Source organism: Macrococcus bovicus (assembly GCF_004359575.1).
Classification (GTDB): domain Bacteria; phylum Bacillota; class Bacilli; order Staphylococcales; family Staphylococcaceae; genus Macrococcus; species Macrococcus bovicus.
In genome coordinates this window covers 31,088-54,014 of sequence record NZ_SCWF01000008.1, presented here as the reverse complement: position 1 = coordinate 54,014, position 22,927 = coordinate 31,088, and the positions used below count along the sequence as shown (strand labels likewise).

28 protein-coding genes are annotated in these 22,927 nt (G+C 45.0%); 2 read left to right on the top strand and 26 right to left on the bottom strand.

All coding sequences use genetic code 11. From position 1 onward, the window contains the following. Positions 1–6 precede the first annotated feature (6 nt). The 22 genes from ERX55_RS07975 to ERX55_RS07870 form a co-directional block, all read right to left on the bottom strand. Positions 7–537, bottom strand: coding sequence for a F0F1 ATP synthase subunit delta (locus ERX55_RS07975; protein ID WP_243721482.1), 531 nt, complete (start codon positions 535–537; stop codon positions 7–9). Beyond that, on the bottom strand, positions 537–1,073 hold the full coding sequence (locus ERX55_RS07970) for a F0F1 ATP synthase subunit B (RefSeq protein WP_133452047.1): 537 nt from the start codon (positions 1,071–1,073) through the stop codon (positions 537–539). The genes ERX55_RS07975 and ERX55_RS07970 overlap by 1 nt, the downstream gene beginning before the upstream one ends. Positions 1,074–1,140: 67 nt before the next feature. Then, positions 1,141–1,353 (bottom strand): F0F1 ATP synthase subunit C, encoded by a 213-nt coding sequence (gene atpE, locus ERX55_RS07965; RefSeq protein WP_041636195.1) that lies wholly within the window; start codon positions 1,351–1,353, stop codon positions 1,141–1,143. 44 nt (positions 1,354–1,397) lie between these two features. After that, on the bottom strand, positions 1,398–2,120 hold the full coding sequence (gene atpB / locus ERX55_RS07960) for a F0F1 ATP synthase subunit A (RefSeq protein WP_133452046.1): 723 nt from the start codon (positions 2,118–2,120) through the stop codon (positions 1,398–1,400). A 24-nt stretch (positions 2,121–2,144) separates the two neighbouring features. After that, entirely contained in the window at positions 2,145–2,498 is a 354-nt protein-coding gene (locus ERX55_RS07955; RefSeq protein ID WP_133452045.1) for an ATP synthase subunit I, read from the bottom strand. 178 nt (positions 2,499–2,676) lie between these two features. Next, positions 2,677–3,816 carry a non-hydrolyzing UDP-N-acetylglucosamine 2-epimerase gene (gene wecB / locus ERX55_RS07950; protein WP_133452044.1) on the bottom strand — a complete coding sequence of 380 codons (1,140 nt, stop codon included), beginning with the start codon at positions 3,814–3,816 and terminating at the stop codon, positions 2,677–2,679. Between the two features lie 15 nt (positions 3,817–3,831). Then, entirely contained in the window at positions 3,832–4,461 is a 630-nt protein-coding gene (upp, locus tag ERX55_RS07945; RefSeq protein WP_133452043.1) for a uracil phosphoribosyltransferase, read from the bottom strand. Between the two features lie 15 nt (positions 4,462–4,476). Further along, the gene (locus ERX55_RS07940) at positions 4,477–5,706 is read right to left on the bottom strand and encodes a serine hydroxymethyltransferase (protein ID WP_133452042.1); all 1,230 of its coding nucleotides are present in this window, start codon (positions 5,704–5,706) and stop codon (positions 4,477–4,479) included. 12 nt (positions 5,707–5,718) lie between these two features. Further along, entirely contained in the window at positions 5,719–6,249 is a 531-nt protein-coding gene (locus ERX55_RS07935; RefSeq protein WP_133452041.1) for a TIGR01440 family protein, read from the bottom strand. Further along, positions 6,236–6,688, bottom strand: a complete 453-nt coding sequence (gene rpiB, locus ERX55_RS07930; RefSeq protein WP_133452040.1) for a ribose 5-phosphate isomerase B — start codon at positions 6,686–6,688, stop codon at positions 6,236–6,238. The genes ERX55_RS07935 and rpiB overlap by 14 nt, the downstream gene beginning before the upstream one ends. 65 nt (positions 6,689–6,753) lie before the next feature. Next, positions 6,754–7,179 carry a low molecular weight protein arginine phosphatase gene (locus ERX55_RS07925; RefSeq protein WP_133452039.1) on the bottom strand — a complete coding sequence of 142 codons (426 nt, stop codon included), beginning with the start codon at positions 7,177–7,179 and terminating at the stop codon, positions 6,754–6,756. A 7-nt stretch (positions 7,180–7,186) separates the two neighbouring features. After that, positions 7,187–8,197 carry an L-threonylcarbamoyladenylate synthase gene (locus ERX55_RS07920; RefSeq protein WP_133452038.1) on the bottom strand — a complete coding sequence of 337 codons (1,011 nt, stop codon included), beginning with the start codon at positions 8,195–8,197 and terminating at the stop codon, positions 7,187–7,189. A gap of 87 nt (positions 8,198–8,284) precedes the next feature. Then, positions 8,285–9,118, bottom strand: coding sequence for a peptide chain release factor N(5)-glutamine methyltransferase (gene prmC, locus ERX55_RS07915; protein ID WP_133452037.1), 834 nt, complete (start codon positions 9,116–9,118; stop codon positions 8,285–8,287). Beyond that, positions 9,108–10,184, bottom strand: a complete 1,077-nt coding sequence (prfA, locus tag ERX55_RS07910; RefSeq protein ID WP_133452036.1) for a peptide chain release factor 1 — start codon at positions 10,182–10,184, stop codon at positions 9,108–9,110. The genes prmC and prfA overlap by 11 nt, the downstream gene beginning before the upstream one ends. 1 nt (position 10,185) lies before the next feature. Then, on the bottom strand, positions 10,186–10,773 hold the full coding sequence (locus ERX55_RS07905; RefSeq protein WP_133452035.1) for a thymidine kinase: 588 nt from the start codon (positions 10,771–10,773) through the stop codon (positions 10,186–10,188). Positions 10,774–10,906: 133 nt separating this feature from the next. After that, entirely contained in the window at positions 10,907–11,164 is a 258-nt protein-coding gene (locus ERX55_RS07900) for a type B 50S ribosomal protein L31 (RefSeq protein ID WP_133418455.1), read from the bottom strand. Positions 11,165–11,267: 103 nt separating this feature from the next. After that, positions 11,268–12,584 carry a transcription termination factor Rho gene (gene rho / locus ERX55_RS07895; RefSeq protein WP_133452034.1) on the bottom strand — a complete coding sequence of 439 codons (1,317 nt, stop codon included), beginning with the start codon at positions 12,582–12,584 and terminating at the stop codon, positions 11,268–11,270. Between the two features lie 146 nt (positions 12,585–12,730). Continuing rightward, on the bottom strand, positions 12,731–13,708 hold the full coding sequence (gene glpX / locus ERX55_RS07890) for a class II fructose-bisphosphatase (RefSeq protein WP_133452033.1): 978 nt from the start codon (positions 13,706–13,708) through the stop codon (positions 12,731–12,733). 112 nt (positions 13,709–13,820) lie between these two features. Then, positions 13,821–14,153 carry a winged helix-turn-helix transcriptional regulator gene (locus ERX55_RS07885; RefSeq protein ID WP_133452032.1) on the bottom strand — a complete coding sequence of 111 codons (333 nt, stop codon included), beginning with the start codon at positions 14,151–14,153 and terminating at the stop codon, positions 13,821–13,823. A 96-nt stretch (positions 14,154–14,249) separates the two neighbouring features. Beyond that, positions 14,250–15,506 carry a UDP-N-acetylglucosamine 1-carboxyvinyltransferase gene (locus ERX55_RS07880; protein ID WP_133452031.1) on the bottom strand — a complete coding sequence of 419 codons (1,257 nt, stop codon included), beginning with the start codon at positions 15,504–15,506 and terminating at the stop codon, positions 14,250–14,252. A 175-nt stretch (positions 15,507–15,681) separates the two neighbouring features. Continuing rightward, positions 15,682–16,539, bottom strand: a complete 858-nt coding sequence (gene fdaB / locus ERX55_RS07875; protein WP_133452030.1) for a class IIb fructose-bisphosphate aldolase FdaB — start codon at positions 16,537–16,539, stop codon at positions 15,682–15,684. Between the two features lie 76 nt (positions 16,540–16,615). Next, positions 16,616–16,957 carry a response regulator gene (locus ERX55_RS07870; protein ID WP_243721481.1) on the bottom strand — a complete coding sequence of 114 codons (342 nt, stop codon included), beginning with the start codon at positions 16,955–16,957 and terminating at the stop codon, positions 16,616–16,618. A gap of 90 nt (positions 16,958–17,047) precedes the next feature. Here ERX55_RS07870 and ERX55_RS07865 point away from each other — a divergent pair, with 90 nt between their 5' ends. Then, positions 17,048–17,548: a DUF2529 family protein gene (locus ERX55_RS07865; protein ID WP_133452028.1), complete on the top strand. Its 501-nt coding sequence runs from the start codon at positions 17,048–17,050 to the stop codon at positions 17,546–17,548. A 36-nt stretch (positions 17,549–17,584) separates the two neighbouring features. Here ERX55_RS07865 and ERX55_RS07860 read toward each other — a convergent pair whose 3' ends face one another. From ERX55_RS07860 to ERX55_RS07850, 3 genes are all read right to left on the bottom strand, one after another. Further along, positions 17,585–19,180 (bottom strand): CTP synthase, encoded by a 1,596-nt coding sequence (locus ERX55_RS07860; protein ID WP_133452027.1) that lies wholly within the window; start codon positions 19,178–19,180, stop codon positions 17,585–17,587. Positions 19,181–19,322: 142 nt separating this feature from the next. After that, positions 19,323–19,868: a DNA-directed RNA polymerase subunit delta gene (rpoE, locus tag ERX55_RS07855; protein WP_133452026.1), complete on the bottom strand. Its 546-nt coding sequence runs from the start codon at positions 19,866–19,868 to the stop codon at positions 19,323–19,325. A gap of 91 nt (positions 19,869–19,959) precedes the next feature. Beyond that, positions 19,960–20,763 carry a GNAT family N-acetyltransferase gene (locus ERX55_RS07850; protein ID WP_133452025.1) on the bottom strand — a complete coding sequence of 268 codons (804 nt, stop codon included), beginning with the start codon at positions 20,761–20,763 and terminating at the stop codon, positions 19,960–19,962. A 140-nt stretch (positions 20,764–20,903) separates the two neighbouring features. On the opposite strand from ERX55_RS07850, the gene coaW reads away from it, so the two are divergent. Next, positions 20,904–21,716, top strand: a complete 813-nt coding sequence (gene coaW, locus ERX55_RS07845) for a type II pantothenate kinase (RefSeq protein ID WP_133452024.1) — start codon at positions 20,904–20,906, stop codon at positions 21,714–21,716. 29 nt (positions 21,717–21,745) lie between these two features. Here the strand turns inward: coaW and ldmS are convergent, their stop codons facing one another. After that, positions 21,746–22,924 (bottom strand): L-aspartate--L-methionine ligase LdmS, encoded by a 1,179-nt coding sequence (gene ldmS, locus ERX55_RS07840; protein WP_133452023.1) that lies wholly within the window; start codon positions 22,922–22,924, stop codon positions 21,746–21,748. Between the last annotated feature and the right edge of the window lie 3 nt (positions 22,925–22,927).

Sequence of the window (22,927 nt, the reverse complement as noted above, 5' to 3'; positions counted from 1 at the left end):
TAATGATTAATGTTGTTGAACTGCTTTTGAGATTTCTTTAAGACTATTCTGAACTGAACCATCATAAACTGTTGTGCCGATTGTCGCTCTGATACCGCCAATCAAATCAGTGTTGATGATATTTTCAATCAGTAATCTTTTATAGCCTGTACGCTTGATGAAAGCTTTGCCGATGTCATTGATCTCTTCATCAGAGAGCGCATAGACAGATTCTACTTTCATATATTGCTGTTCATTCGCTTCGTTATAAAAATGCTCATATTCTGCACTGATTGCCGGAATCAGTTCCAGGTGTTTACGTTCAGCCAGAATTTTAAGTAAATTCATCAGCGGCTGATCGACGCCTTTGAACGTCTTTTCGACAAATTCGATGCGAGATTGTTTGGATACTTGTGGGTCTTCAGCGAAACGATGGAAAGACTGGTCTGCTGATACGACTGTCTTTAAAGTGTCCAGATCTTTCTTGATGCTGTCCGCTACCCCTTGCTCGTGACCGACTTCGAATAGACTTTCGGCATATTTCTTCGCGATAACCATTATTTATCGCCTGCCTCTTGAATAAACTGGCTCACAAGTTGTTTTTGATCCTGTTCATTGATTTCTTTGTTGATGACTTTAGATGCAATCAGAACAGAAAGTTCTGCAACACGGTCATTGATGTCCGCAATTGCACGTTTCTTTTCGTTCTCGATTTCAGCTTGTGCATCTTCTAATAATTTGTTGGCTCTTGCATTCGCAGTATGAAGAACCTCTTCATGCTCACGCTTTGCCTGTACTTTTGCGTTTTCAAGGATTGATTGTACTTCTCCTTGGGTACGTGTAAGTAAAGCTCTATTTTCTTCAGCATAACGTCTTGCTTCTTCGTTCTGAGCCGCTGCGTTGTCGATATCAGAATTAATCGCCTGCTGACGCTCATCCATGATATTTTTCAGCGGACCCCATGCGAATTTGCGTAACAGTGCGAGTAAAATGATGAATGTCAGAAGTGTTGCGAAGACAGTTCCCCATTCAACGCCGCCAGCATGTTCAGTTGCTCCTAAAATAAAGAAATTCAATATTAACGCTCCTTTCATCACAGTTAAAGTCATAAATGAATGGCGAAATCATAAAGACTTCGCCTTAACGAGTTATAGATTATAATTAGCGGTTCATGACCATGAATGCTACTACTACTGCGATGATAGGAAGGGCTTCGACTAAACCTACACCGATGAACATGATTGTCATTAATGGACCACGTGCTTCAGGTTGACGTGCAACCCCTTCAACTGTACGAGAAACAATAAGACCGTTACCGATACCTGCGCCAAGTGCTGCTAAACCAATTGCGATTGCTGCTGCTAATAAATTCATTAATAATTTCCTCCTAAAGAAATATAATTGTTTTTTATTTTATATTAATGATCTTCAGACACTTTATGTGACATGTAAACCATTGATAACATTACGAAGATGTAAGCCTGGATAGCGCCTACGAAAATTGAGAAACCTTGCCAGATGATAAGCGGGATTGCTGCACCGAACCAGCCGAGCATTCCAGCACCGCCGATACCTGCAAGTAAGCCGAGTAAAACCTCACCGGCAAAGATGTTACCGTAAAGACGAAGACCGAGTGTCAGCGTAGATGAAAACTCCTCGATGATCTTGAAAGGTACCATAAACCAGACTGGCTGAGCAAAACTCTTGAAATAATTGCCTGCACCGCGCATTTTAATACCATAGTAGTGTGTCAGCACAACCATTAAAGTTGAAAGCGTCAGCGTGACAGTCGCGTCTGCTGTCGGCGATTTCCACCATAAAGTATGTCCCGTCACAATCGAAAATGGTAAACCGAGCATGTTAGCAACAAAAATGAAGAGTAATAAAGTGACCGCTAAAAAGTGAAAGCGTGCCCCTCTTCCCCAGTCCATATTGCTATTGATGATACCGCGTGTGAAGTCGAATATCCATTCAATAAAGTTTTGTGCACCCGATGGTCTGTGACTTAAATTGCGAGTGCAAAGAATCGCAATCAGAAGAACGATGGCAGCTGTAACCAAGAGCATCATAATCGAGCTGAGATTAAAGATGATATCGTGCCCCATGAAGTTCCAGATATAGAGTGGTGATGCGTGTTCCATTTGTTCACCTCTTCCTATTATTTATTATTGTTTCAGACTGATAAATGTATGTATGAGAATCATAACATACGTTAAAGTGAGGCCAAGCGCGATGCCGTAGATGCTGATCGCTTCAGGAAATCTCACCCAGAAGAGGCAGGCCATTGTTGCAATGAGAAAACGAATGCCCATACCGCTAGAGATGTACAGCGACTCACTATTGATCGCGCGATACAGATAGTGATGCCATACAAAAGCACTGATTGCTGAAGCAACCGTACCGATGATTAATCCTAACGCGAAACTACTTCCTGTAAAAAAATAGATGACAAGAAGCACGAGGATTAGATAGAGAAAAAACTGCAGATAACGCTTAAAAAAGATTTTGAAACTTGACATAAAATATGTCTCCTTCGAACGCAATGAAAACCGTTACATTCCAAGGTTTATGATAATATAGCCCTAAATGTGTGTCAATGCCATGCCAAAAACTCAGAAAATAAAGTTTAACACAATGTTCACATTTCGGACACATTTAATCGTTTTATTTTCGCATTACCGCTGCTGTCTCTTTTTATTAATCTATAACCTTGAATGGCGCTGGCTTCTCCTCTGTCAAGCCGAAATAATGTTTAATATGCGCACAGATTCTTTCAGAAGTGTGACCATCACCGTATGGATTGCTGGCCTGACTCATCGCATTATAGACTGAGTCGTCTGTCAGCAGTTCTTTCGTTAAGCGGTAGATGTCTTCCTCTTCAATACCTGCCAGCTTAAGTGTCCCTGCCTTGACACCTTCCGGACGTTCTGTTGTGTCACGAAGGACGATGACCGGTTTGCCGAGCGACGGTGCTTCTTCCTGTACACCGCCTGAATCTGTCAGAATGAAATGACTTCTCGCCGCAAAGTTATGGAAATCAATTACATCGAGCGGTTCAATCAGCTTGATGCGCTCATGATCAGCCAGATACTGCGCAGCGATTTCACGTACTTTTGGATTTTTATGCATCGGGTAGACAACTGTCACATCTTCATGTTCATCGATGATCCGCTTGATGGCTTTGAAGATATTATGCATCGGCTCACCAATATTTTCACGACGATGAGCTGTCAGCAGAATGATTTTCTTATCGGCATATGCATCGATGATTTCGCTGTGGTAATCATCCTGGACAGTGGTGGATAATGCATCAATTGCTGTATTGCCTGTTACAACAATAGCATCATCCGGTTTATTCTCACGGCGCAGATTTTCAGCTGCTTCATCTGTCGGCGCAAAATGCAGGTCCGCCAGAACCCCTGTCATCTGTCTGTTCATTTCTTCCGGAAACGGAGAATATTTATTGAATGTTCGAAGACCTGCCTCTACATGGCCGATAGCGACTTCATTATAGAAGGCCGCAAGTCCACCTGCAAACGTCGTCGTCGTATCACCGTGAACAAGAATCATATCCGGCTTCGCTTCTTTAATGACGCCTTCAAGGCCTGTCAGTACACGGCCCGTCACTTCCGTCAGTGTCTGACCTGCCTTCATGATGTTAAGATCATAGTCAGGTGTGATATCAAAGATTTCCAGCACCTGATCAAGCATTTCTCTATGCTGCGCCGTCACAACAACAATCGGCTCCAGTCCTTCTTCTTTCTTCAACTGTAAAACGAGAGGTGCCATCTTGATAGCTTCCGGCCTCGTCCCAAATACGGTCATAATCTTCTTCATGTTTGTCTTCTCTCCTTATTTTGTACCGAATAAACGGTCGCCTGCATCGCCAAGTCCCGGCACGATATATCCATGATCATTCAGCTTCTCATCGAGGCCGGCAATATAGATATCAACGTCAGGATGCGCTTCTTTTAATAATTCTACACCTTCCGGCGCTGCAATTAAGCACATAAAACGGATTTTGAGTGCGCCACGCTTTTTAAGTGAGTTGATCGCTTCAATAGCAGAGCCGCCTGTTGCGAGCATCGGATCGACGACAATGAAATCACGTTCTTCTATGTCTTGCGGTAATTTCGCAAAATACTCAACCGGTTTCAGTGTCTCCGGGTCGCGGTAGAGGCCGATATGTCCGACACGTGCCGCCGGAATCAATTTCAGCACGCCATCAGTCATACCCAGTCCTGCTCTCAGGATAGGAACGACTGCAATCTTCTTGCCTGCTAAACGCTTAGCTGTCATCTGAGTGACAGGTGTCTGAATCTCGACATCCTGCAGTTCAAGGTCACGTGTGACTTCATAAGCCATCAGCATACCCACTTCATCGACAAGCTCTCGGAATTCCTTTGTACCTGTTTGCTCATCGCGAATATAACTTAATTTGTGTTGGATCAATGGGTGGTCAAATACATGTACTTTGCCCATTACTGCACCTCTCTTTTATTGATATAAAGGGAATCTTGCAACGAGTGTGCTGACACGTTCTTTCGCTCGTTCCAGTGTTTCCTCATCTTCATGATTATGCAGAACATCTGCGATAATCTCTGCAATTTCTTTCATTTCCTCTTCTTTGAAGCCGCGTGTCGTCACTGCGGGAGTGCCGATACGAATACCGCTTGTCACAAATGGGCTGTTCTCATCAAAAGGAATCGTATTTTTATTTGTGGTGATACCGACTTCATCAAGTGCCTTTTCAGCGATTTTTCCTGTCAGATTGAAAGTCGTGACATCTACTGCAAATACATGATTATCAGTACCGCCTGAGACGATACGCAGCCCTTTTTCTGTTAAAGCTTCGCTTAGAGCAGCAGCGTTTTTCAGGACCTGTTCCTGATATTCCTTAAACTCAGGCTGCAGGGCTTCACCGAATGCAACGGCCTTAGCAGCGATGACGTGCATGAGCGGTCCGCCTTGAATGCCCGGGAAGATCGCTTTATCGATCGCTTTGGCATATTCTTCTTTGCAGAGAATCATCCCGCCACGCGGTCCGCGGAGCGTCTTATGGGTGGTTGTCGTCACAAAATCAGCATGCGGCACCGGACTTGGATGAAGGCCAACTGCGACAAGACCCGCTATGTGCGCCATATCTACCATCAGCTTGGCACCGACTTCATCAGCGATTTCCTTGAAGCGGGCAAAATCAATTTGACGTGAGTATGAAGATGCGCCTGCTACAATCAGTTTTGGCCGATGTTCCTGTGCCAGTCGATGTACTTCATCGTAATCGATCATTTCTGTTTCCTTAGCCACTTCATAAGCAACGAACTTGTAATCGATACCGCTGAAATTGACTTTAGAGCCATGTGTCAAGTGACCGCCATGAGAGAGATCCATGCCCAGCACTGTATCCCCTGCTTCCAGTGCCACACGGTAAACCGCCATATTGGCCTGAGAACCTGAATGCGGTTGAACATTCACATGATCTGCTCCAAACAACGCCTTAGCACGGTCTCTCGCCAGATTTTCTGCGATATCCACGAATTCACAGCCGCCGTAATAGCGTTTTCCCGGATAGCCTTCAGCATATTTGTTAGTCAGCACAGAACCTTGTGCTTCCATCACCGCTTCAGATACAAAGTTCTCCGATGCGATCAACTCGATGTTGCTGTTCTGCCTTGCTCGTTCTTTTTCAATTGCCTGATAAAGCTCTGCATCCTGTTTCTTGATCATGATGAATCCCCCTTAGTTTAATTCATACTGTGCTCTTGGACCGCCAATCAGCTTCGGACGATGAGTGGCGATCGTCACCACTGCCTCGCCGACTTTTTGGGTTTTGACCCGCACTGGAATCTGCACATGCTTGATATGCATACCGATTAAAGTCTGGCCGATATCAATACCGCAATCCGCCTGAATATGTTCAACGACGACAGGTTCTGTGAAATGGCGATATGCGTATGCACTCATACTGCCGCCCGCTTTTCTGACAGGCACTACTGTTACAGTCTGCAGCCCCAGCTTGTCAGCCAGTCCCTTCTCCATAGTGAGCGCCCGGTTGATATGCTCGCAGCCCTGAAAGACGAAGTGGACACCTGTTCTCTCAGCAACCGCCATGAACGCCTCAAAGAAAGCCTCTGCAACTTCATCCGAACTATGGGTACCGATTTTCTCGCCGATGACTTCTGACGTGGAACAGCCGATGACGCAGACCTCGCCTTCTTTGAAGAAGTCAATCGCTGCCAGTTCCGCAAGCAATGTTTTAATGTCTGTCATAAGCATCTTCCAGTACTTTAATCTTATCGATTCTTGCCTGATGACGTCCGCCTTCAAACTCACCTTTCAGCCATGTCTCAACGATTAAAAGTGCAAGCCCTTCCCCGATGACGCGCTGGCCCATTGCGAGCACATTTGAGTCATTATGCTGTCTCGTGACTTGTGCTGTGAAGACATCATGTACAAGTGCACAGCGGATACCTTTCACTTTGTTCGCTGCGATAGACATCCCGATACCTGTGCCACAGATCAGAATCCCTCTGTCATATTCACCAGACGTCACTGCTTCACTGACCGGACGTGCATAATCCGGATAATCAACAGAATCCGGTGAATGAGTACCAAAATCCTTATATCCAATCCCTAATTCATCAAGATGGTTCTTGATGGCTTCTTTGTGCTGATAGCCACCATGGTCACTTGCAATTGCAACTTTCATTTTCAGACCTCCCTTACTCGAATAGGTTCATTATAGCTTATTTGTATTTTTTCCTCGAGTGTTTATTAAACAGGTGGCAGTTTTTTAGCTAAATTGTCAATATGCGCTCTCAATTCTGTAAAGACTTGTTCATAATGTGCAAAATGCCCCCCGTATGGATCGACAATATCAGCCGGGCTGCCTGATGCATATTCTGCAAGCGTGTAGACATTCGCCAAAGGATAGAGAGAGCGGATACTGTCTTTATGCTGCTGCGACATCGTCAGAATCAAATCTGCCTCAGCATCCTCATCAGAGAAAGGCGTTGCCGGACCGACTGCCGGCAGATGATGCCGCTCAATAAGTTCAGCTGAATACGTTGACACGGGTGCGCCAGGGAAGGCAGCAAGTCCTCTCGATCCAAAGTGATGTGCCGGTATAGCTGCCTGAGCGAGACTCTCGGCGAGCGGGCTGCGGCACGTATTACCTGTACAGACAAAAACAATCTTCATCTTCTTCCTACTTTCCGGCTGACGCCTTATCTATTCTATTCATCAGCGCCTGACTCGCTTCATCACGTTTAAAACCGCTAAGAATAATTCGGGATATTGCCTGATTGTGATCAATTGATCTCAGAACATCATAGAGATGTGCCGATGCCCCTGTAATATCCTGTTCATCCTGACAGAGCGGATAGAACGTACCACCTGTCACAAGCGTACGAATGCTTTCCGGCCCCACAACCGCTGTATGAGCATCAGCGTGAAGAGGTGCTGATATTCCACCTTCTATCAACTGAATCGGACTGTTCGGCGCATAGTGACGATATTTCATACCTGGGGCAATCGGCGCTTCATCACTCGTATAGTCAGCTTCTGTCACACATCCCGCTACCACACCTTCCAGCATGGAAGCTGTAATAGCACCCGGCCGCGCAATTCTAAATGGGTAGCTCGAACAGTCAAGCACCGTACTCTCAATGCCGATATGACTATCATCGCCGCGGACAATGCCATGGATACGTCCATTCAAGTCTTCATAGACATGTTCATAATTGGTCGGCGAAGGACGGCCACTCAAATTGGCACTCGGGGCTGCAAGAGGCAGTCCGACGATCTTCAGCAGCTGCTGTGCGATGCTATCTTCCGGCATCCTGACAGCCACTGTGTCTTTACCTGCAGTCACCTGTTCAGCCAGACTGTCCTTTTTGAGGGGCAGTATAAATGAAATAGGTCCCGGCCAGAAATGGTTCATCAATTGCTGGGCTGCCGGATGAATCTCTCTCACAAAATCCAGCTGCTCCTGCGAATGAATATGGACGATCAGCGGGTTGTCACTCGGTCTGCCTTTAGCGAGATACACCTTGGCTACAGCCGCCGCATTTCTAGCATTGGCAGCAAGTCCGTAAACCGTTTCAGTCGGTATTGCAATAAGTTCATTGTCTTCAAATCCTGCTCTGATTTCTTCTATCTGTGGATATGTGGATAAGTCATGCACATAGTTACGCACATCCCAAACATACGTTTCCATCTCATTATCGCCTCCATTATCAATAGTTTAATATAAAATAAAAAGTTATGCACAAATTGTGGATAACTTTTACGTTTTGTGCATAACTTATTGACACCATTTGAACCAGATGATGCGGTCCAGCTGATTAATATCTTTTTCTATGTGAACTTCGATGTGCGGATAAAGCTGATTGACATACTCTTTCAAGGCACGCCCCTGTGCATGGCCGATTTCAAACAGTACATAGCCCTCCGCCTTCATCACGGCAGGTAAATCCTCCAGCATCCTTTTGTAGAGGGCCAGTCCCTCATCTTCAGCGAACAGCGCCAGATGCGGGTCGAAATCCAGTACAGAATCAGACATCCACTCTTTTTCACTTTCAGCAATGTAAGGGGGATTGGAGACCAGTATATCCAGCAAAATCCCTTGTGTCTTAATAGGTTCGAGCAGATCGCCCTGCAAAAATCGGACAGATGCACCTAATAATTCTGCGTTGCGCTTCGCTACTTCTAGCGCTGCATGACTGATATCCACTGCGTAAACTTCGTAATCAGACTCCAGTGCAAGTGTTATAGCAATGCAGCCGCTGCCCGTCCCGATATCAGCCACAACACTGCCTTTATGTTTAAGTGTTCGTTCGACGAGTTCCTCTGTCTCCGGGCGTGGAATCAACACTTGGTCATTCACCTGGAATGAACGACCATAGAACATCTGAAAGCCTGTCAGATGCGCAAGAGGCACCCCGGCGGCCAGCTGCTCAACTTTAGCGGCATAGAGTTGCTGCATCTCATGAGTCAGCAGCGGCTGATCCATCATGATATCCATCTTGGATAAGTTGAATAAATCCATCAGCAGCCACTCAGCGCCGTTCACAGGAATATTCTGCGCGACCAGAAGCTGACGCGCAGGGACTAACAGCTCACTCGGCTTAAAGGACACCTTCGTTCAACTCTTCAAGCTTAGATGTCTGTTCAGCGACTGTCAGTGCCTCGATGATTTCCAGGACTTTACCTTCCACAATCTGGTCGAGCTTCTGAATCGTCAGACCGATACGATGATCTGTCACACGGTTCTGAGGATAGTTATAGGTACGGATACGTTCTGAACGGTCACCTGAACCGACGGCAGATTTACGCTGCTCCGCATATTTTGCTTGTTCTTCCTGCAGCATCATATCATAGACACGTGTTTTCAGAAGCTTCAATGCCTTCTCACGGTTCTGAATCTGTGATTTTTCTGATGAAGTGGCTACAATGCCGGTCGGAATGTGCGTGATACGTACGGCAGAATCAGTCGTGTTGACGTGCTGACCACCTGAGCCGCTTGAACGGTAAGTCTCAATTCTTAGATCTTCCTGCTTGATATCAATTTCAACATCTTCTACTTCAGGCAGCACGGCTACCGTTGCCGTTGAGGTGTGAATCCGTCCGCCACTTTCAGTAGCTGGGATACGCTGCACACGATGCGCGCCGTTCTCGAATTTCAGCTTACTGAAGGCGCCGGTGCCGTTGATCATAAAGATAATCTCTTTGTAGCCCCCATGATCCGCTTCGCTCGCTTCCATAATCTCAATCTTCCAGCCTTGATCTTCAGCGAACTTAGAATACATACGGAATAAGTCGCCGGCAAAAATAGCTGCCTCGTCTCCGCCCGCTGCACCGCGGATCTCCATTACAACGTTCTTATCATCGTTCGGGTCCTTTGGTATCAACAGCAGTTTCAGTTCTTCTTCCAGTGCCGGAATCTGTGGCTTCAGTTCTGCGATTTCTTCTTTAATCATCGCTTCTTCTTCGGCATCTTCAGCATCCGCCATCATTTCGAGGGCTTCTTCCAGCTGCTGCTTGACTTCCTTATAATTCCGGTAGACTTCTACTGTCTTTGATAAATCTGCCTGCTCTTTTGAATACTGACGCAATTTAGCCGGATCCGATACCACATCTGGATCACTCAGTAACTCATTCAGTTGTTCATAACGATCTTCTACGATTTCTAACTGATCTAACATATTATTCCTCCTTCGTACTTCTTACAACATGATGCGCTCGGCATCTTGGTTCGTAACTTTCATTTGCACCAATCAGAATAAGCGGGTCATCGCTACGCGCCGGCTGACCATCTATCAGGCGCTGCGTCCGTGATGCGGGCGAACCACATACCGCACAGACCGCCTGCAGCTTAGTGACGTGCTCACTGATAGCCATCAGTTCCGGCACCGGATCAAAAGGCACCCCCTTAAAATCCATATCCAGACCTGCAACGATGACGCGATGTCCCCGGTTGGCGAGTTCCGTCGCAATGTCAACGACACCTTTATCAAAAAACTGGACTTCATCTATCGCCACGATATCGATATCACTCGTCACGTGGTCCAGTATAGCTGCTGAACCCGACACATTGAATGCCTCTACTTTTGTACCGTTATGAGAGACGACTTCATCATCGCTGTAACGGTTATCAATCTGCGGTTTAAAGACCATGACTTTCTGCTTGGCATATAGACCGCGTCTGATGCGTCTGATTAACTCTTCACTTTTGCCACTGAACATACTGCCGGCAATACATTCTACCCAGCCTGCGTGATAACTTTCATACATTTGACCTGCCACCTTTTAACACATAATCGCTTCATTATATCATAAAACGGACCTTATAAACGTATAGTAGAAGCCGATTTTGTTGATACAAAAAAAGTTCCAGCATTCAGTTGAATGTGGAACTCGTAAGCTATTATTCGTTGCTTGATTTGAATCCGAATTTCTTGTTGAAACGCTCAACACGACCATCCGCAGATGCGAATTTCTGACGGCCAGTGTAGAATGGGTGAGAATCTGAAGAGATATCTAAACGGATAACCGGATATTCGTTACCGTCTTCCCATGTCATCGTTTCGTTTGAAGAACGAGTAGAACCGCTTAAGAATTTAAAGTCTGTAGTAGAATCTAAGAAGATTACTTTACGGTATTCTGGATGAATGCCTTGTTTCATTATTTTTCAGCTCCTTTGCCCTGAACCATCTGGAACAGAGTTATTCGTGTTATACACGTCAATACTTACATATTATATAGGCTCTCTCCTCAGAATGCAACCATTAAATAATCGGTTTGCCGCTCTTTGCACTCTCAGCCATGCGCTCACCTAACTGCTTGAAGAAATCAGCATTATTATCGCTCTGTTTCAGGCGTCTTAAGAAGCGTTCGGTGAAGTCAGGTGCTTCAGTGAATAAGTTGCGCAGCTGCCAGACCATATCAAGTTCTTTTTTATCCAGCAGCAGTTCTTCTTTACGTGTCGAGCTCCGGCGGATATCTATTGCCGGATAGACCCGTTTTTCAGCTAACTTACGGTCAAGTGTCAGTTCCATATTGCCGGTCCCCTTGAACTCCTCGTAAATCATGTCATCCATACGCGAACCTGTATCCACAAGTGCTGTCGCAAGAATCGTCAGGCTGCCGCCCGCTTCAATGTTACGCGCCGCACCGAAGAAGGCTTTCGGCTTATGCAGGCTCGCTGGATCGAGACCTCCTGATAGTGTGCGTCCGCTCGGCGGAATCACCAGATTGTAGGCACGAGCCAGTCTTGTGATGGAATCCATCAGGATGATGACATCTTCACCGAGCTCAACGAGGCGTTTTGCGCGTTCAAGCAAGAGTTCCGCCACTTTAACATGATGTTCAGGCGGCTCATCGAACGTCGAATGAACAACTTCCGCCTGTTCAACAGAACGCTCAAGATCAGTCACTTCTTCCGGTCGCTCACCCACCAGTAAAATAAAAAGCTTCGCATCCGGATGATTCGTGCAGATGGCATTCGCTATTTCTTTCAGGAGAGACGTCTTTCCCGCTTTCGGCGGTGCGACAATCATGCCCCGCTGGCCAAAACCAATAGGCGTCACAAGATCCATAATACGCGTTGAATAAGCTGTCTTCGTCGTTTCAAGCTTGATGCGTCTATCCGGATAAAGAGGCGTCAATGCTTGGAAATGAGGCCGCTTCTTCACTTCTTCAGCATTCTGATCGTTAACAAAATCCACCTGCAGCAGGCCATAATACTTCTCATTCTCTTTAGGCTTACGTACTTTCCCCGTTACTTTATCGCCCCGTTTGATCTCAAAGCGACGGATCTGACTGGCTGAAATATAGATATCTTTTTCGCCTTTTGAATAGTTGACCGTTCTTAAGAAGCCGTAGCCGTCCAACTGAATGTCATCCAGTACGCCTTCCATATAATAATTGCCGTCCTGTTCCATCTGTTTTTCCATGACAGCCAGAACCAGCTCTTTTTTATTCAGTTTACTATAGTTCACAAGTCCCAGTTCTTTTGCGCGTGCGGTCAGTTCTTTGGTCGTACTGTTCTTATAAAGCGCATCAAAAGATTCATACTGCGGGCTTGTTCGTTGTTTTTCAGTCATATGACACCTTCTATTTAATATATTCGTTTCTCTGATGATAGATGAGAGGGCATAATGCGGAGCTTTTGCGATGAGCTTTCATAGTTTATCATAAAATGAATCATGCCAAAAGAAAAATCAGCATGCCACGCATGCTGACTGTTCTATTAGATTGTATCTGACTCGTTGATGGTAAGACCCGGTTTTTTCTCAAGACTGTGACGCCCTTGAATAAAGCGCACCGTGCCTGATTTAGCACGCATGACAAGTGAGTGCGTCGTTGCAAATCCACCTTTGAACTGAACACCTTTCATCAGTTCGCCGTCAGTGACTGCAGACGCTGCAAAGATAGCATCATCACCTTTAACCATATCATCCAGCTGAAGCACTGTATTCGGTTCGATACCCATCTTGCGGCATCGTTCTTCCTGCTCAGCATCTTCAGGTAACAGAATGCCCTGGAAGTCGCCGCCAAGCGCTTTAATACCTACAGCCGCGATCACGCCTTCCGGTGCACCCCCTGAACCGAATAAAATATCAACACCTGTGAAATCAAATGCGGTGTTGATAGCCCCTGCTACGTCGCCGTGCTCAATGAGCTTGATACGTGCACCTGTCTCGCGGATTTCCTTGATGATGCCTTGATGACGTTCGCGGTTGAGAAGTGTCGCTGTTACTTCAGAAATATCTTTATTTTTCGCTTTTGCGACCGCATGCAAGTTTTCGCTGACACTCTTCGTGATGTCAACCACACCCTTACATTCAGGCCCCACCGCAATCTTCTCCATATACATGTCCGGCGCATGAAGGAGTGTCCCGCGGTCACCGACAGCAAGGACAGTCATCGCGTTCCAGCTACCTTCAGCAACAAGCGTCGTCCCTTCCAAGGGATCGACTGCGATATCGATGGCTGGACCTTCTTTAGTCCCGAGTTCCTCACCGATATATAACATCGGCGCCTCGTCCATCTCACCTTCACCGATGACAACGACACCGTCCATCGGGATGGTATCAAATACTGTACGCATCGCAGTTGTTGCTGCATCATCTGCTTCGTTCTTCAATCCTTTACCTACCCATTTTGCACTCTGCAGTGCCGCTGCTTCAGTCACACGAACTAATTCCATCGATAAACTACGTTCCATATTCCATTCTCCTTTATCTATCAGGTTTACATCCACAAATAGTATAGCACATTCAGGTTAATGGTATATTCTTTTCATCAAGATTCAATTCTTAAAAACCAAAAAAATCCTGCTAGGCAGGATCTTCATGGTTCAGCTCAAGATTCTTCTGAGCCCATTCTTCTATTGGAATCATCGCCTGGCTCAGTGCATAACCTTTCGGCGTCAGCACATATTCAATTGAAAGCGGCGTTGTCGTCGTTACCTTCTTCTCAATAAGTCCCCAGTCTGCAAGCTCCCCGAGTTTCAGACTCAGAGCGCGGGGTGTGATAGATTTCAGATCTCGTTTAATATCTGAGAAATGTGCACTACGATTGTCACATCTTGAAAGATAGTTGATCAATAACCCGTTCCAGCTTCTACCGAGGATTTTAAATGTCTCTTCTAAATAAGGACAAATTTCCATCTTCCTCACCTCTTACTTCTATCATACCAAAGTATAAAAAATATATCAAATATAATAAATATATAAAAAAACCTCATCATGAGGTGTTTTCATTGACTAGATTTGTTCACGCCAAATATCTGCACCCAGCGCTTTTAATTTTTCAACGATTCCACTGTAACCCCGGTCGATATGTTTAACATTATAGACCGTAGTCACACCTTCAGCAGTAAGACCTGCAATGACCAGGCATGCACCAGCGCGTAAGTCACTTGCTGCAACTTCCGCTCCTGTCAGTTTAGATGGCTTGATATAAGCAGTACCAGATTCCTCACTGATTTCTGCCGACATCCGTCTCAGTTCATCGACATGCTTAAAACGCGCAGGATAAATAGTATCTGTCACTGTACTAGCAGCATTCGCCATGAAAAGGAGCGGTGTAAAAGGCTGCTGTAAGTCTGTCGCAAACCCTGGATAAACATTCGTTGTAATATTAAGCGGTTTAAGAGATTCTGAACGTCGGATAATGGCACTATCCTCACCAATCTCAATATTGACACCCATTTCCTTCAGCTTAGCTGTTAATGGGTCCATATGCAGCGGAATGATATTCTCGATGATGACTTCCTCACCCATCGCAGCAGCGGCACACATATAGGTCCCCGCTTCAATCCGGTCAGGAATAATGGTATGACTCGTACCGTGCAGCATCTCGACACCTTCGATTTTCAGCGTATCTGTACCTGCACCCCGTATTTTCGCGCCCATATTATTCAGCAAAGTCGCCACATCTACAATCTCCGGCTCTTTCGCCGCATTTTCAATCACGGTCTTCCCTTCTGCCATAGAAGCGGCAAGCATAATATTGATGGTCGCCCCTACTGAAACAACATCCATGAAAATAGTTGCACCGCGCAGATTTTCCGCATGCAGATGCATGCCACCTTCGTCACTTGTCACAGTTGCACCTAATGCTTCGAAGCCTTTAATATGCTGATCAATCGGACGTGGTCCAAGAGGACAGCCGCCTGGTAAACCAATGGTACATTTCTTGAACCTAGCGAGCATCGCACCCATCATATAATAAGATGCCCTGAGAGATTGTACTTTATGATTAGGGAGCGGCAGGTTTACTGCTTCTGATGAATCCACAGTCAATGTGGCGCCATCAAGCTCTGTTTTAATATTTAAGTCGCCCAGCAGACTCATTAACGTCACCACATCGGAAATATCGGGAAGCCCGTCCAGCTTAACGATGTCATCTGCCATCAATGTTGCAGGGATAAGTGCTACTGCACTGTTTTTTGCACCACTGATCTGGACTCTCCCATTCAGTAGTCTGCCACCTCTTATCTTGATTACCTCTTCAGACATATATGTACTCCTTTTCACATTTCACATTTATATTTTAATCATCTGTTTGATAGTTCGTTATATTTATATATCAATAGCTATAAGATTTGCGATTTTAAATATAATGCAAAATGTGTTAAAAAGTCAAGAAAAGCACACTTCATTCAAGAAGTGTGCTTTATGTTTCAATAATAAATTAAGCTTTGTTTGAAGTGCCGAACTCACGAATTTTACCTTTTACAGTTTCTTTGATAGCTTCACGAGCTGGTCCAAGATATTTACGTGGATCGTAAACATTCGCATCATTGTTTAATGTGTCACGTACTGCTTTCGCAGAAGCGATCTGGTTTTCTGTATTGACATTGATTTTAGCTGTACCTAAAGAAATCGAACGTGTGATATCTTTAGTCGGGATGCCTGTACCACCATGTAAGACAAGAGGTAATCCAGTTGCCTGGCCGATTTCTTCCATCTCTTTAAAGCCTAAGTTAGGTTCACCTTTATAAGGACCGTGAACAGAACCAAGAGCTGGTGCTAAACAGTCGATACCTGTTTTTTCAACAAGTTCCTGACATTCCTTCGCATCTGCATAAACTACGCCGTCAGATACAACATCATCTTCCTGTCCACCTACGCGGCCAAGTTCAGCCTCAACAGAAACACCTTTAGAATGTGCATATTCAACTACTTTTTTAGTGATTTCTACGTTCTCTTCAAATGGGTGGTGAGATGCATCGATCATCACTGATGTGAAACCAGCGTCGATTGCTTCTTTACATTTTTCGAAGCTAGAACCGTGGTCTAAATGAATCGCTACAGGAACTGTGATGTTCATGTCTTTCATTAAACCTTCAACCATTTTCACCACTGTATAGAAACCGCCCATATATTTTCCTGCGCCTTCTGATACTCCAAGAATGACTGGCGCATTTTCTTCTTGAGAAGCACCTAAAATAGCTTGAGTGAACTCAAGGTTGTTTAAGTTATACTGACCTACCGCATAACCGCCTTCTTTTGCTTGGATTAACATTTCTTTCATAGAAACTAATGGCATGAAAATATCCTCCTTATGTGCTAAGCACAACTTTTATAAACTAAGTATAGCAAAGTCCAGAAATGATTGCATAATATTAAGCATCTGCAAATTGCTCAGCAATCTCGAGCACATCTTTCATGACAAACGGCTTCGTCAATATACCCGCCGCACCTAACTGATAGAGTCTGTCAATTTCTTCAGCTGACTGAAAGGCAGAAACGACGTAGACCGGTGTATCTGTCAGCTTCTTGATTTCACTGAGTGCCTCTTCTCCGTTCATCACCGGCATTCGTTTATCCATCAGTATCAGGTCGTACTGCTTCTCCTTTACCATCTTGAGTGCCACACAGCCATTTTCAGCTTCTTCCACAGCATATCCGCTTAATGAAAATATTTCTTTCAGCAGCAGGCGAATATTGGCTTCATCATCAATCACCAGAATCCTCATGATTGTAATCGTCCTCCTTTTTATACTAAGATTGTACTATATATGCGCGATATTATTCAGGAAAAGGAAGGATTCATCATGATTAAGATTTTCAACACACAGCTGAATGGGGTCTTTCAGAAGATCAATAACCAGGAGACAGAGATTGACATCGCAGCACGTTTACTTGCCCAAGCGATTCTAGGTGAAGGTAAAGTGTACGTGAAAGGGTTCGGGGACCTGAAGTATTTCGAGGAATTTGCGACCAGCAGTGCCGAGCCACTGCCCGATTCAGAAAAACTGATCACAGAATCAGTCATCGATAAAACAGACCGTGTCTTACTCATGGCTGACGTTTACGACGATGCAGTCATCGAATACATCGCAGATCTTGACCAGCAGGATATCGACTATGTTCTTATCTGCAATCAAGACGAGCGCATCAGCAGCATGAATTTCATCGATCTTTCGACACCGCGCGCCCTAGTGCCTACAGAAGACTTCAGTCGTATCATCACGCCTCATATGATGGCAATGAACTATATTTACTACATACTCTATGCCACTATCAAGGAAATGATAGATGACGAAAACGCATAAAAAGAGTGCTATCTATAGAGATAGCACTCTTTCTTATTATTTGATCGTCGCTTCAATGAAATCTCTGAATAACGGCTGTGGACGCGTCGGACGAGATAAGAATTCCGGATGGAACTGGCAGGCAACGAACCATTTATGCTCAGGAATTTCGATAATCTCGACTAAACGTCCGTCAGGTGAAGTACCTGAGAATACGAGACCTTTTTCCTCAAGGCGACCACGGAATTCATTATTAAACTCGTAACGGTGACGATGGCGTTCTTCTACCAGAGCTTCGCCATAAGCCGCGTGCGCTTTCGTCCCGTCAGTCAGCTGACAAGGATATAAGCCGAGACGGAGCGTACCACCTAAATCAACTACATCTTTCTGGTCAGGTAACAATGAGATGACTGGATAAGGGGTATTTGGATCCAGTTCTGATGAGTGAGCATCTTTCAGCCCGACCACATTACGTGCAAACTCAACCGTCGCAAGCTGCATCCCTAAACAGATACCGAAGAATGGAATATTATTTTCACGCGCGTACTGTGTCGCAAGAATCTTCCCTTCAATTCCACGTTCACCGAAACCACCCGGAACTAAGATGCCATCAACATCCTTTAATTCTTCCTTGAAGTTAGAGACATTCAGTTCCTCAGAGTTCAGCCATTTGATTTCAACCTCTTTACCGAACTGGTAGCCTGCATGTTTAAGAGCTTCTACAACGGAAAGGTAGGCATCCTGCAATGCGACATATTTACCGACAAGGGCGATTCTTGTTTTGCCTTCCAGATTACGGACTGTATCAAGGAGCTGTGTCCATTCTGTCAGTTCTGCTTCCTCGTCCGCCTGTAAGCCCAGGCGTTTGACAACGATGTCATCCATCTTCTGTTCTTTCAGTGCTAACGGAATCTGGTAAAGAGTATCTGCATCGCGGCATTCAATCACTGAGTTTTTATCGATATCACAGAACAGCGCAATCTTGTCACGCAGATCCTGGGTCATTTCATATTCTGTACGCACGACAATCATATCAGGCTGAATACCAAGACCACGCAGCTCTTTCACACTATGCTGAGTAGGTTTTGTTTTCATTTCACCTGCAGCCTTGATGTACGGCAGCAATGTACAGTGGATGTACATGACGTTCTCACGGCCCAGATCACTTTTGATCTGACGGATAGATTCAAGGAATGGTAATGATTCAATGTCCCCTGTTGTCCCGCCGATTTCTGTGATGACCACATCTGCATGCGTGCTCTCGCCCGCTTTAAGAAGGCGCGCCTTGATTTCATTCGTGATATGCGGGATAACCTGAACAGTGCCGCCTAAATAATCTCCGCGACGTTCTTTTTTCAGAACATGAGAATAAACTTTCCCCGCTGTGACGTTTGAATACTGATTCAAGTTGATATCGATAAAACGTTCATAGTGACCTAAGTCAAGATCTGTTTCAGCACCGTCATCCGTGACGAACACTTCCCCGTGCTGATAAGGACTCATCGTACCTGGATCGACGTTCAAATAAGGGTCAAACTTCTGAATAGTTACATTAAGTCCACGGTTTTTAAGTAAACGCCCCAAGCTCGCAGCAGTAATGCCTTTACCAAGTGAAGAGACGACGCCACCTGTTACAAAGATAAATTTAGTCATAACAACCTCCTGAAATTAAAAAATAAAAAACGCTCCTTTTGCAAGCGCAAAGGGAGCGTAAGTTTTATACGTTGTCCTATTTAAAGGAGCCCAAGTAAAATAATAATCATTTTTAGAAGATAAGTCAATCATCAAACAGAAATTAGAGCTCTTCCTCTTCTTCCTCTTCTTCCTCTTCTTCCTCTTCTTCAAAATCATCATCTTCTTCAAATTCATCTTCTTCAACGACCAGACCCGCTTGATTGAGTTCGTCTTCAACATCTTCATCTTCAGGGTCTTCAAGATTCTCTTCGTCGCTGCCGTCTTCTACCACCATATCGAGTTCATCATCGATTTCTTCTTCACCGAGGAGTGCGATATTCGCATCATCTTCATCGTCATCATCCAGTACTTCAAACTTCTGAACAGTCGGTGCGATTTTTTCTTCAATATCGTCGACTGAATACCAGTCACGAAGCCCCCAGATATTCTCACCCGTAGAGAGGAAACGACCATCTGTATTCAAATCTGTATAAAACTGAACCACCCGTGTTTCAATTTCTTCGTCTTTATAGCCACCAATTTTCTTGAATTCGTCAATGATGTCATATAAGCCTTGATCTTTTCCTTTTTCTGAAAGATAAAGATAAGCCATATCGATGAAAGAATGTTCGTTCATCATTTCTTTGGTATATTCACTGATTTTCATTATTAATTCGTCCTTTCACGTCAGGCAGTCGATTTTTATTCATCCTAAATCATAACAAGAATAATCATGATTTACCAGTAAATATTTCTCTTTAATACCTAATCAGCTTCATCAGCTGGTCAGGCACCTGTAAATCATCCTGTACGAAGTTGACATTCAGATAAGGACCCGGCTGATCCGTTTCTACTAATATGCGATCTGCTTCAGGGTAATGTTTCCTGACATAAGTAGCCAGTTGTCTGAGGGCACTTTCTCTCACTTCATCATCAGCAGATGTGAACGCTTCGATGCGTACCGCCTTACCGTCCACTGATAGCTTGATCTGCCCTACATCCGTGCCGTCTTTATCCAGCATGACCTTGTCATCCTGTTGGATTAATCTCAGTTTAGAGGCATATTGTCCTGATAGGTCAAGATAGTAGAGGCGCTCCTTACCGATCGGGCCTTCAGGATTGGTCGCTAAGTGGAGGAAACCTGCCCGCTCATAGAGATTCCATGCTGCCTGATTCTCTGCATCAACCACTAAATAAAGATGTTCGAAATCCGGGAAGACCTGCTGTACATATTCAGGGATATTCATCATAATTTCAGTACCATAGCCATGTCCCTGATATTTGGCATTAATCGACAAGCTTCTGACATAGACCGCATTAATCGGCGTCTCATAGCCTTCATGCTGATAATACTGATGCAGGACAAAGAAGCCCACCACCTGGTTTTCTTTATTTAACACTACACATGGCCTTCTATTGTGATCCATCAGTCCTTCTTCCAGCACTTGAATCGGGAGAGAAGAGTAAATCATCTGACGCTCCTCCAGTTCGAAAGCCTCTAACTGTTCTCTGTAATCTGCGCTATACTGCACGATATCAATCTGTGATCCATTGAATTCCATAGTCCATAACCTCCAGCGATATTCACCTTTTTTAAATTATACCCATTTTTGACTGCACTGCATCATTCTAAATCATGAACATAATTTACAAGACACGCCGTAAGCTGTATCATAGTAACCAAAAAAGAAGAGGTTTTAAAATGAAATTCGGTATAGATGCTGGCGGTACACTGATTAAAATCGTCAAAGAAGAAAATGGAGAGCGTGCATTCTCCAAATATTTATCAACAGAAGTCGAGAAAGTCGCAGAACTCCTTAAAGAATATCCGGATGCCGAAGTTGCACTGACAGGCGGGAAAGCGACGTACCTCCAGAGCCTGATTCCACAGAACGCTTTTCAGAGTATCGAATTTGATGCCACGTTCAAGGGGATACAGACATTTCTGCAACAGCTTAACCACCCGCTTGAAAATTATATTTTCACCAATGTCGGAACAGGAACTTCCATCCATCACGTCAAAGGTGAAGTACAGGTGCGTGCCGGTGGTACAGGGGCTGGCGGCGGCATGATTCAAGGCCTGGGCTTCCTGCTGACAGGTGAAGCGGATTATGAGACGTTGACTGCACTGGCTGCCCAAGGGGACCGGGATGATATTGACCTCAAAGTCAAACATATCTACAAAGGCGACAAGACGCCTATTCCAGGTGAACTGACTGCCGCAAACTTCGGCCGTGTGCTGCATACAAAAGATACTGTCCAGTATACTGCTGCCGATAAACTGGCAGCCGCTATCGGGGTCGTCGGTGAAACTGTGACCACTGTTTCCATTCATGCTGCCAGAGAATTCGGCGCTGAATATGTGGTCTACATCGGTTCATCATTCCTGCACAACGAACTCCTGCAGAAGGTCGTGATGAACTATACTGTTCTGCGTGGATTTAAACCTTTCTTCATTGAGAACGGGGAATATTCAGGCGCGCTTGGCACATTAAGATTAATGGAAGAAAAATAAGACAGACCGCTGAATCAGCGGTCTGTCTTTTATGGTCGGTTAAACTCTACAAAAGATTGGTCATGTTTCTCTACATCTTGCTTGTCACCGTGCCAGATGCCGACAAATCTTGACGGTACTGACTGTCCTTCATAATAATCACCATCGTAATAAGCAAGCGGGAATAGACGTCCTGCTGTTACTTCTTCCAGAATCCGTGCATAAAATGCTTCATTTGACACGTTCGCATAGGCACCGAAGAACTTCTCATAATCACCTTCCAACAACTCATCCATAATCAGCATAGAAGTCGAACCGTTCTGTCTGAAATTCAGATCAATCGCATACACCGCACCTTTATCATCGACGAGGAGATCGAATCCTGCAATACCACGGTAGCCTGCAGCAACGCCATTCTCCATGATTTCACGCCCAGCAGCAATCACCTGATCCGGTACATGATGGGCTGTTGTATTACCCCGGTATTTGCCATATTCATTGGTGTCCTGGATAGAAGCGCCGATATACTGAATCCCTGTTGCCTCACTATAAGCGTACTGCACACAATAGTTCTGTTCCGTCTTGATGTAGTCTTCAACAATGAAGTCGGAATCCGTTTCCGCTTCCTGTATACGGCTGAATGCTTTCTCACGGTCTTGATCATTATAACAGATCATGACACCATAGCCCCCCGCAGTCGGATGATCATCGCCCGGCTTGATGACGTATGGATAGTGCCAATCTTTCAATGTTGCTTCAAGCTTGCTGACATGAATCACATCACGCTTCGGCAGGAATTTACCTTTCGTCCAGTCGGCAAGCTTCATTTTATTATTAAGCGCTACAAATAGTTCTTTATTCACATAATAGGTCGACGGTTTAACGTACTCTTCGTTATGTGTATATTGAAAGAAAATCTTTTCCCCCGCTTCTTCTGCCTCTCTCAGGCGCTGATGATAACTATCTGCATCTTTGAACGTACGATAGTTGGACGGCAGCTCAATGCCTGCTGCTGTCATCAACGTTCTCGTCTTGTCACCAATCGTTGCTTCGTGCAGAATCACCGGTATATCAGCAATCAGTAACTCTCTTGCCGTCAGCATATTGGCCTGATGTTCTTCAGTGGTGAGCCAAGGATTTTTCTCGTATGAAGGACGAGATGTAAATACAACATGATCGCCATAAAGCTGATGCATGGTCAGCGGGCGCTTAGATAAAAAGTTAGTCATTCG

Excerpts from the sequence above, each read along its gene's own strand:
- ldmS (WP_133452023.1), bottom strand. The coding sequence starts at position 22,924 with ATGACTAACTTTTTATCTAAGCGCCCGCTGACCATGCATCAGCTTTAT.
- wecB (WP_133452044.1), bottom strand. The coding sequence starts at position 3,816 with ATGAAGAAGATTATGACCGTATTTGGGACGAGGCCGGAAGCTATCAAG.
- ERX55_RS07925 (WP_133452039.1), bottom strand. The coding sequence starts at position 7,179 with ATGAAGATTGTTTTTGTCTGTACAGGTAATACGTGCCGCAGCCCGCTC.
- rpoE (WP_133452026.1), bottom strand. The coding sequence starts at position 19,868 with ATGAAAATCAGTGAATATACCAAAGAAATGATGAACGAACATTCTTTC.
- ERX55_RS07955 (WP_133452045.1), bottom strand. The coding sequence starts at position 2,498 with ATGTCAAGTTTCAAAATCTTTTTTAAGCGTTATCTGCAGTTTTTTCTC.
- ERX55_RS07970 (WP_133452047.1), bottom strand. The coding sequence starts at position 1,073 with ATGAAAGGAGCGTTAATATTGAATTTCTTTATTTTAGGAGCAACTGAA.
- coaW (WP_133452024.1), top strand. The coding sequence starts at position 20,904 with ATGAAATTCGGTATAGATGCTGGCGGTACACTGATTAAAATCGTCAAA.
- ERX55_RS07850 (WP_133452025.1), bottom strand. The coding sequence starts at position 20,763 with ATGGAATTCAATGGATCACAGATTGATATCGTGCAGTATAGCGCAGAT.
- glpX (WP_133452033.1), bottom strand. The coding sequence starts at position 13,708 with ATGGAACGTAGTTTATCGATGGAATTAGTTCGTGTGACTGAAGCAGCG.
- ERX55_RS07935 (WP_133452041.1), bottom strand. The coding sequence starts at position 6,249 with ATGACAGACATTAAAACATTGCTTGCGGAACTGGCAGCGATTGACTTC.
- prfA (WP_133452036.1), bottom strand. The coding sequence starts at position 10,184 with ATGTTAGATCAGTTAGAAATCGTAGAAGATCGTTATGAACAACTGAAT.
- rpiB (WP_133452040.1), bottom strand. The coding sequence starts at position 6,688 with ATGAAAGTTGCAATTGCAAGTGACCATGGTGGCTATCAGCACAAAGAA.
- ERX55_RS07860 (WP_133452027.1), bottom strand. The coding sequence starts at position 19,180 with ATGACTAAATTTATCTTTGTAACAGGTGGCGTCGTCTCTTCACTTGGT.
- upp (WP_133452043.1), bottom strand. The coding sequence starts at position 4,461 with ATGGGCAAAGTACATGTATTTGACCACCCATTGATCCAACACAAATTA.
- atpE (WP_041636195.1), bottom strand. The coding sequence starts at position 1,353 with ATGAATTTATTAGCAGCAGCAATCGCAATTGGTTTAGCAGCACTTGGC.
- ERX55_RS07940 (WP_133452042.1), bottom strand. The coding sequence starts at position 5,706 with ATGATCAAGAAACAGGATGCAGAGCTTTATCAGGCAATTGAAAAAGAA.
- atpB (WP_133452046.1), bottom strand. The coding sequence starts at position 2,120 with ATGGAACACGCATCACCACTCTATATCTGGAACTTCATGGGGCACGAT.
- rho (WP_133452034.1), bottom strand. The coding sequence starts at position 12,584 with ATGACTGAAAAACAACGAACAAGCCCGCAGTATGAATCTTTTGATGCG.
- ERX55_RS07920 (WP_133452038.1), bottom strand. The coding sequence starts at position 8,197 with ATGGAAACGTATGTTTGGGATGTGCGTAACTATGTGCATGACTTATCC.
- ERX55_RS07905 (WP_133452035.1), bottom strand. The coding sequence starts at position 10,773 with ATGTATGAAAGTTATCACGCAGGCTGGGTAGAATGTATTGCCGGCAGT.
- ERX55_RS07900 (WP_133418455.1), bottom strand. The coding sequence starts at position 11,164 with ATGAAACAAGGCATTCATCCAGAATACCGTAAAGTAATCTTCTTAGAT.
- fdaB (WP_133452030.1), bottom strand. The coding sequence starts at position 16,539 with ATGCCATTAGTTTCTATGAAAGAAATGTTAATCCAAGCAAAAGAAGGC.
- ERX55_RS07975 (WP_243721482.1), bottom strand. The coding sequence starts at position 537 with ATGGTTATCGCGAAGAAATATGCCGAAAGTCTATTCGAAGTCGGTCAC.
- ERX55_RS07880 (WP_133452031.1), bottom strand. The coding sequence starts at position 15,506 with ATGTCTGAAGAGGTAATCAAGATAAGAGGTGGCAGACTACTGAATGGG.
- ERX55_RS07885 (WP_133452032.1), bottom strand. The coding sequence starts at position 14,153 with ATGGAAATTTGTCCTTATTTAGAAGAGACATTTAAAATCCTCGGTAGA.
- ERX55_RS07865 (WP_133452028.1), top strand. The coding sequence starts at position 17,048 with ATGATTAAGATTTTCAACACACAGCTGAATGGGGTCTTTCAGAAGATC.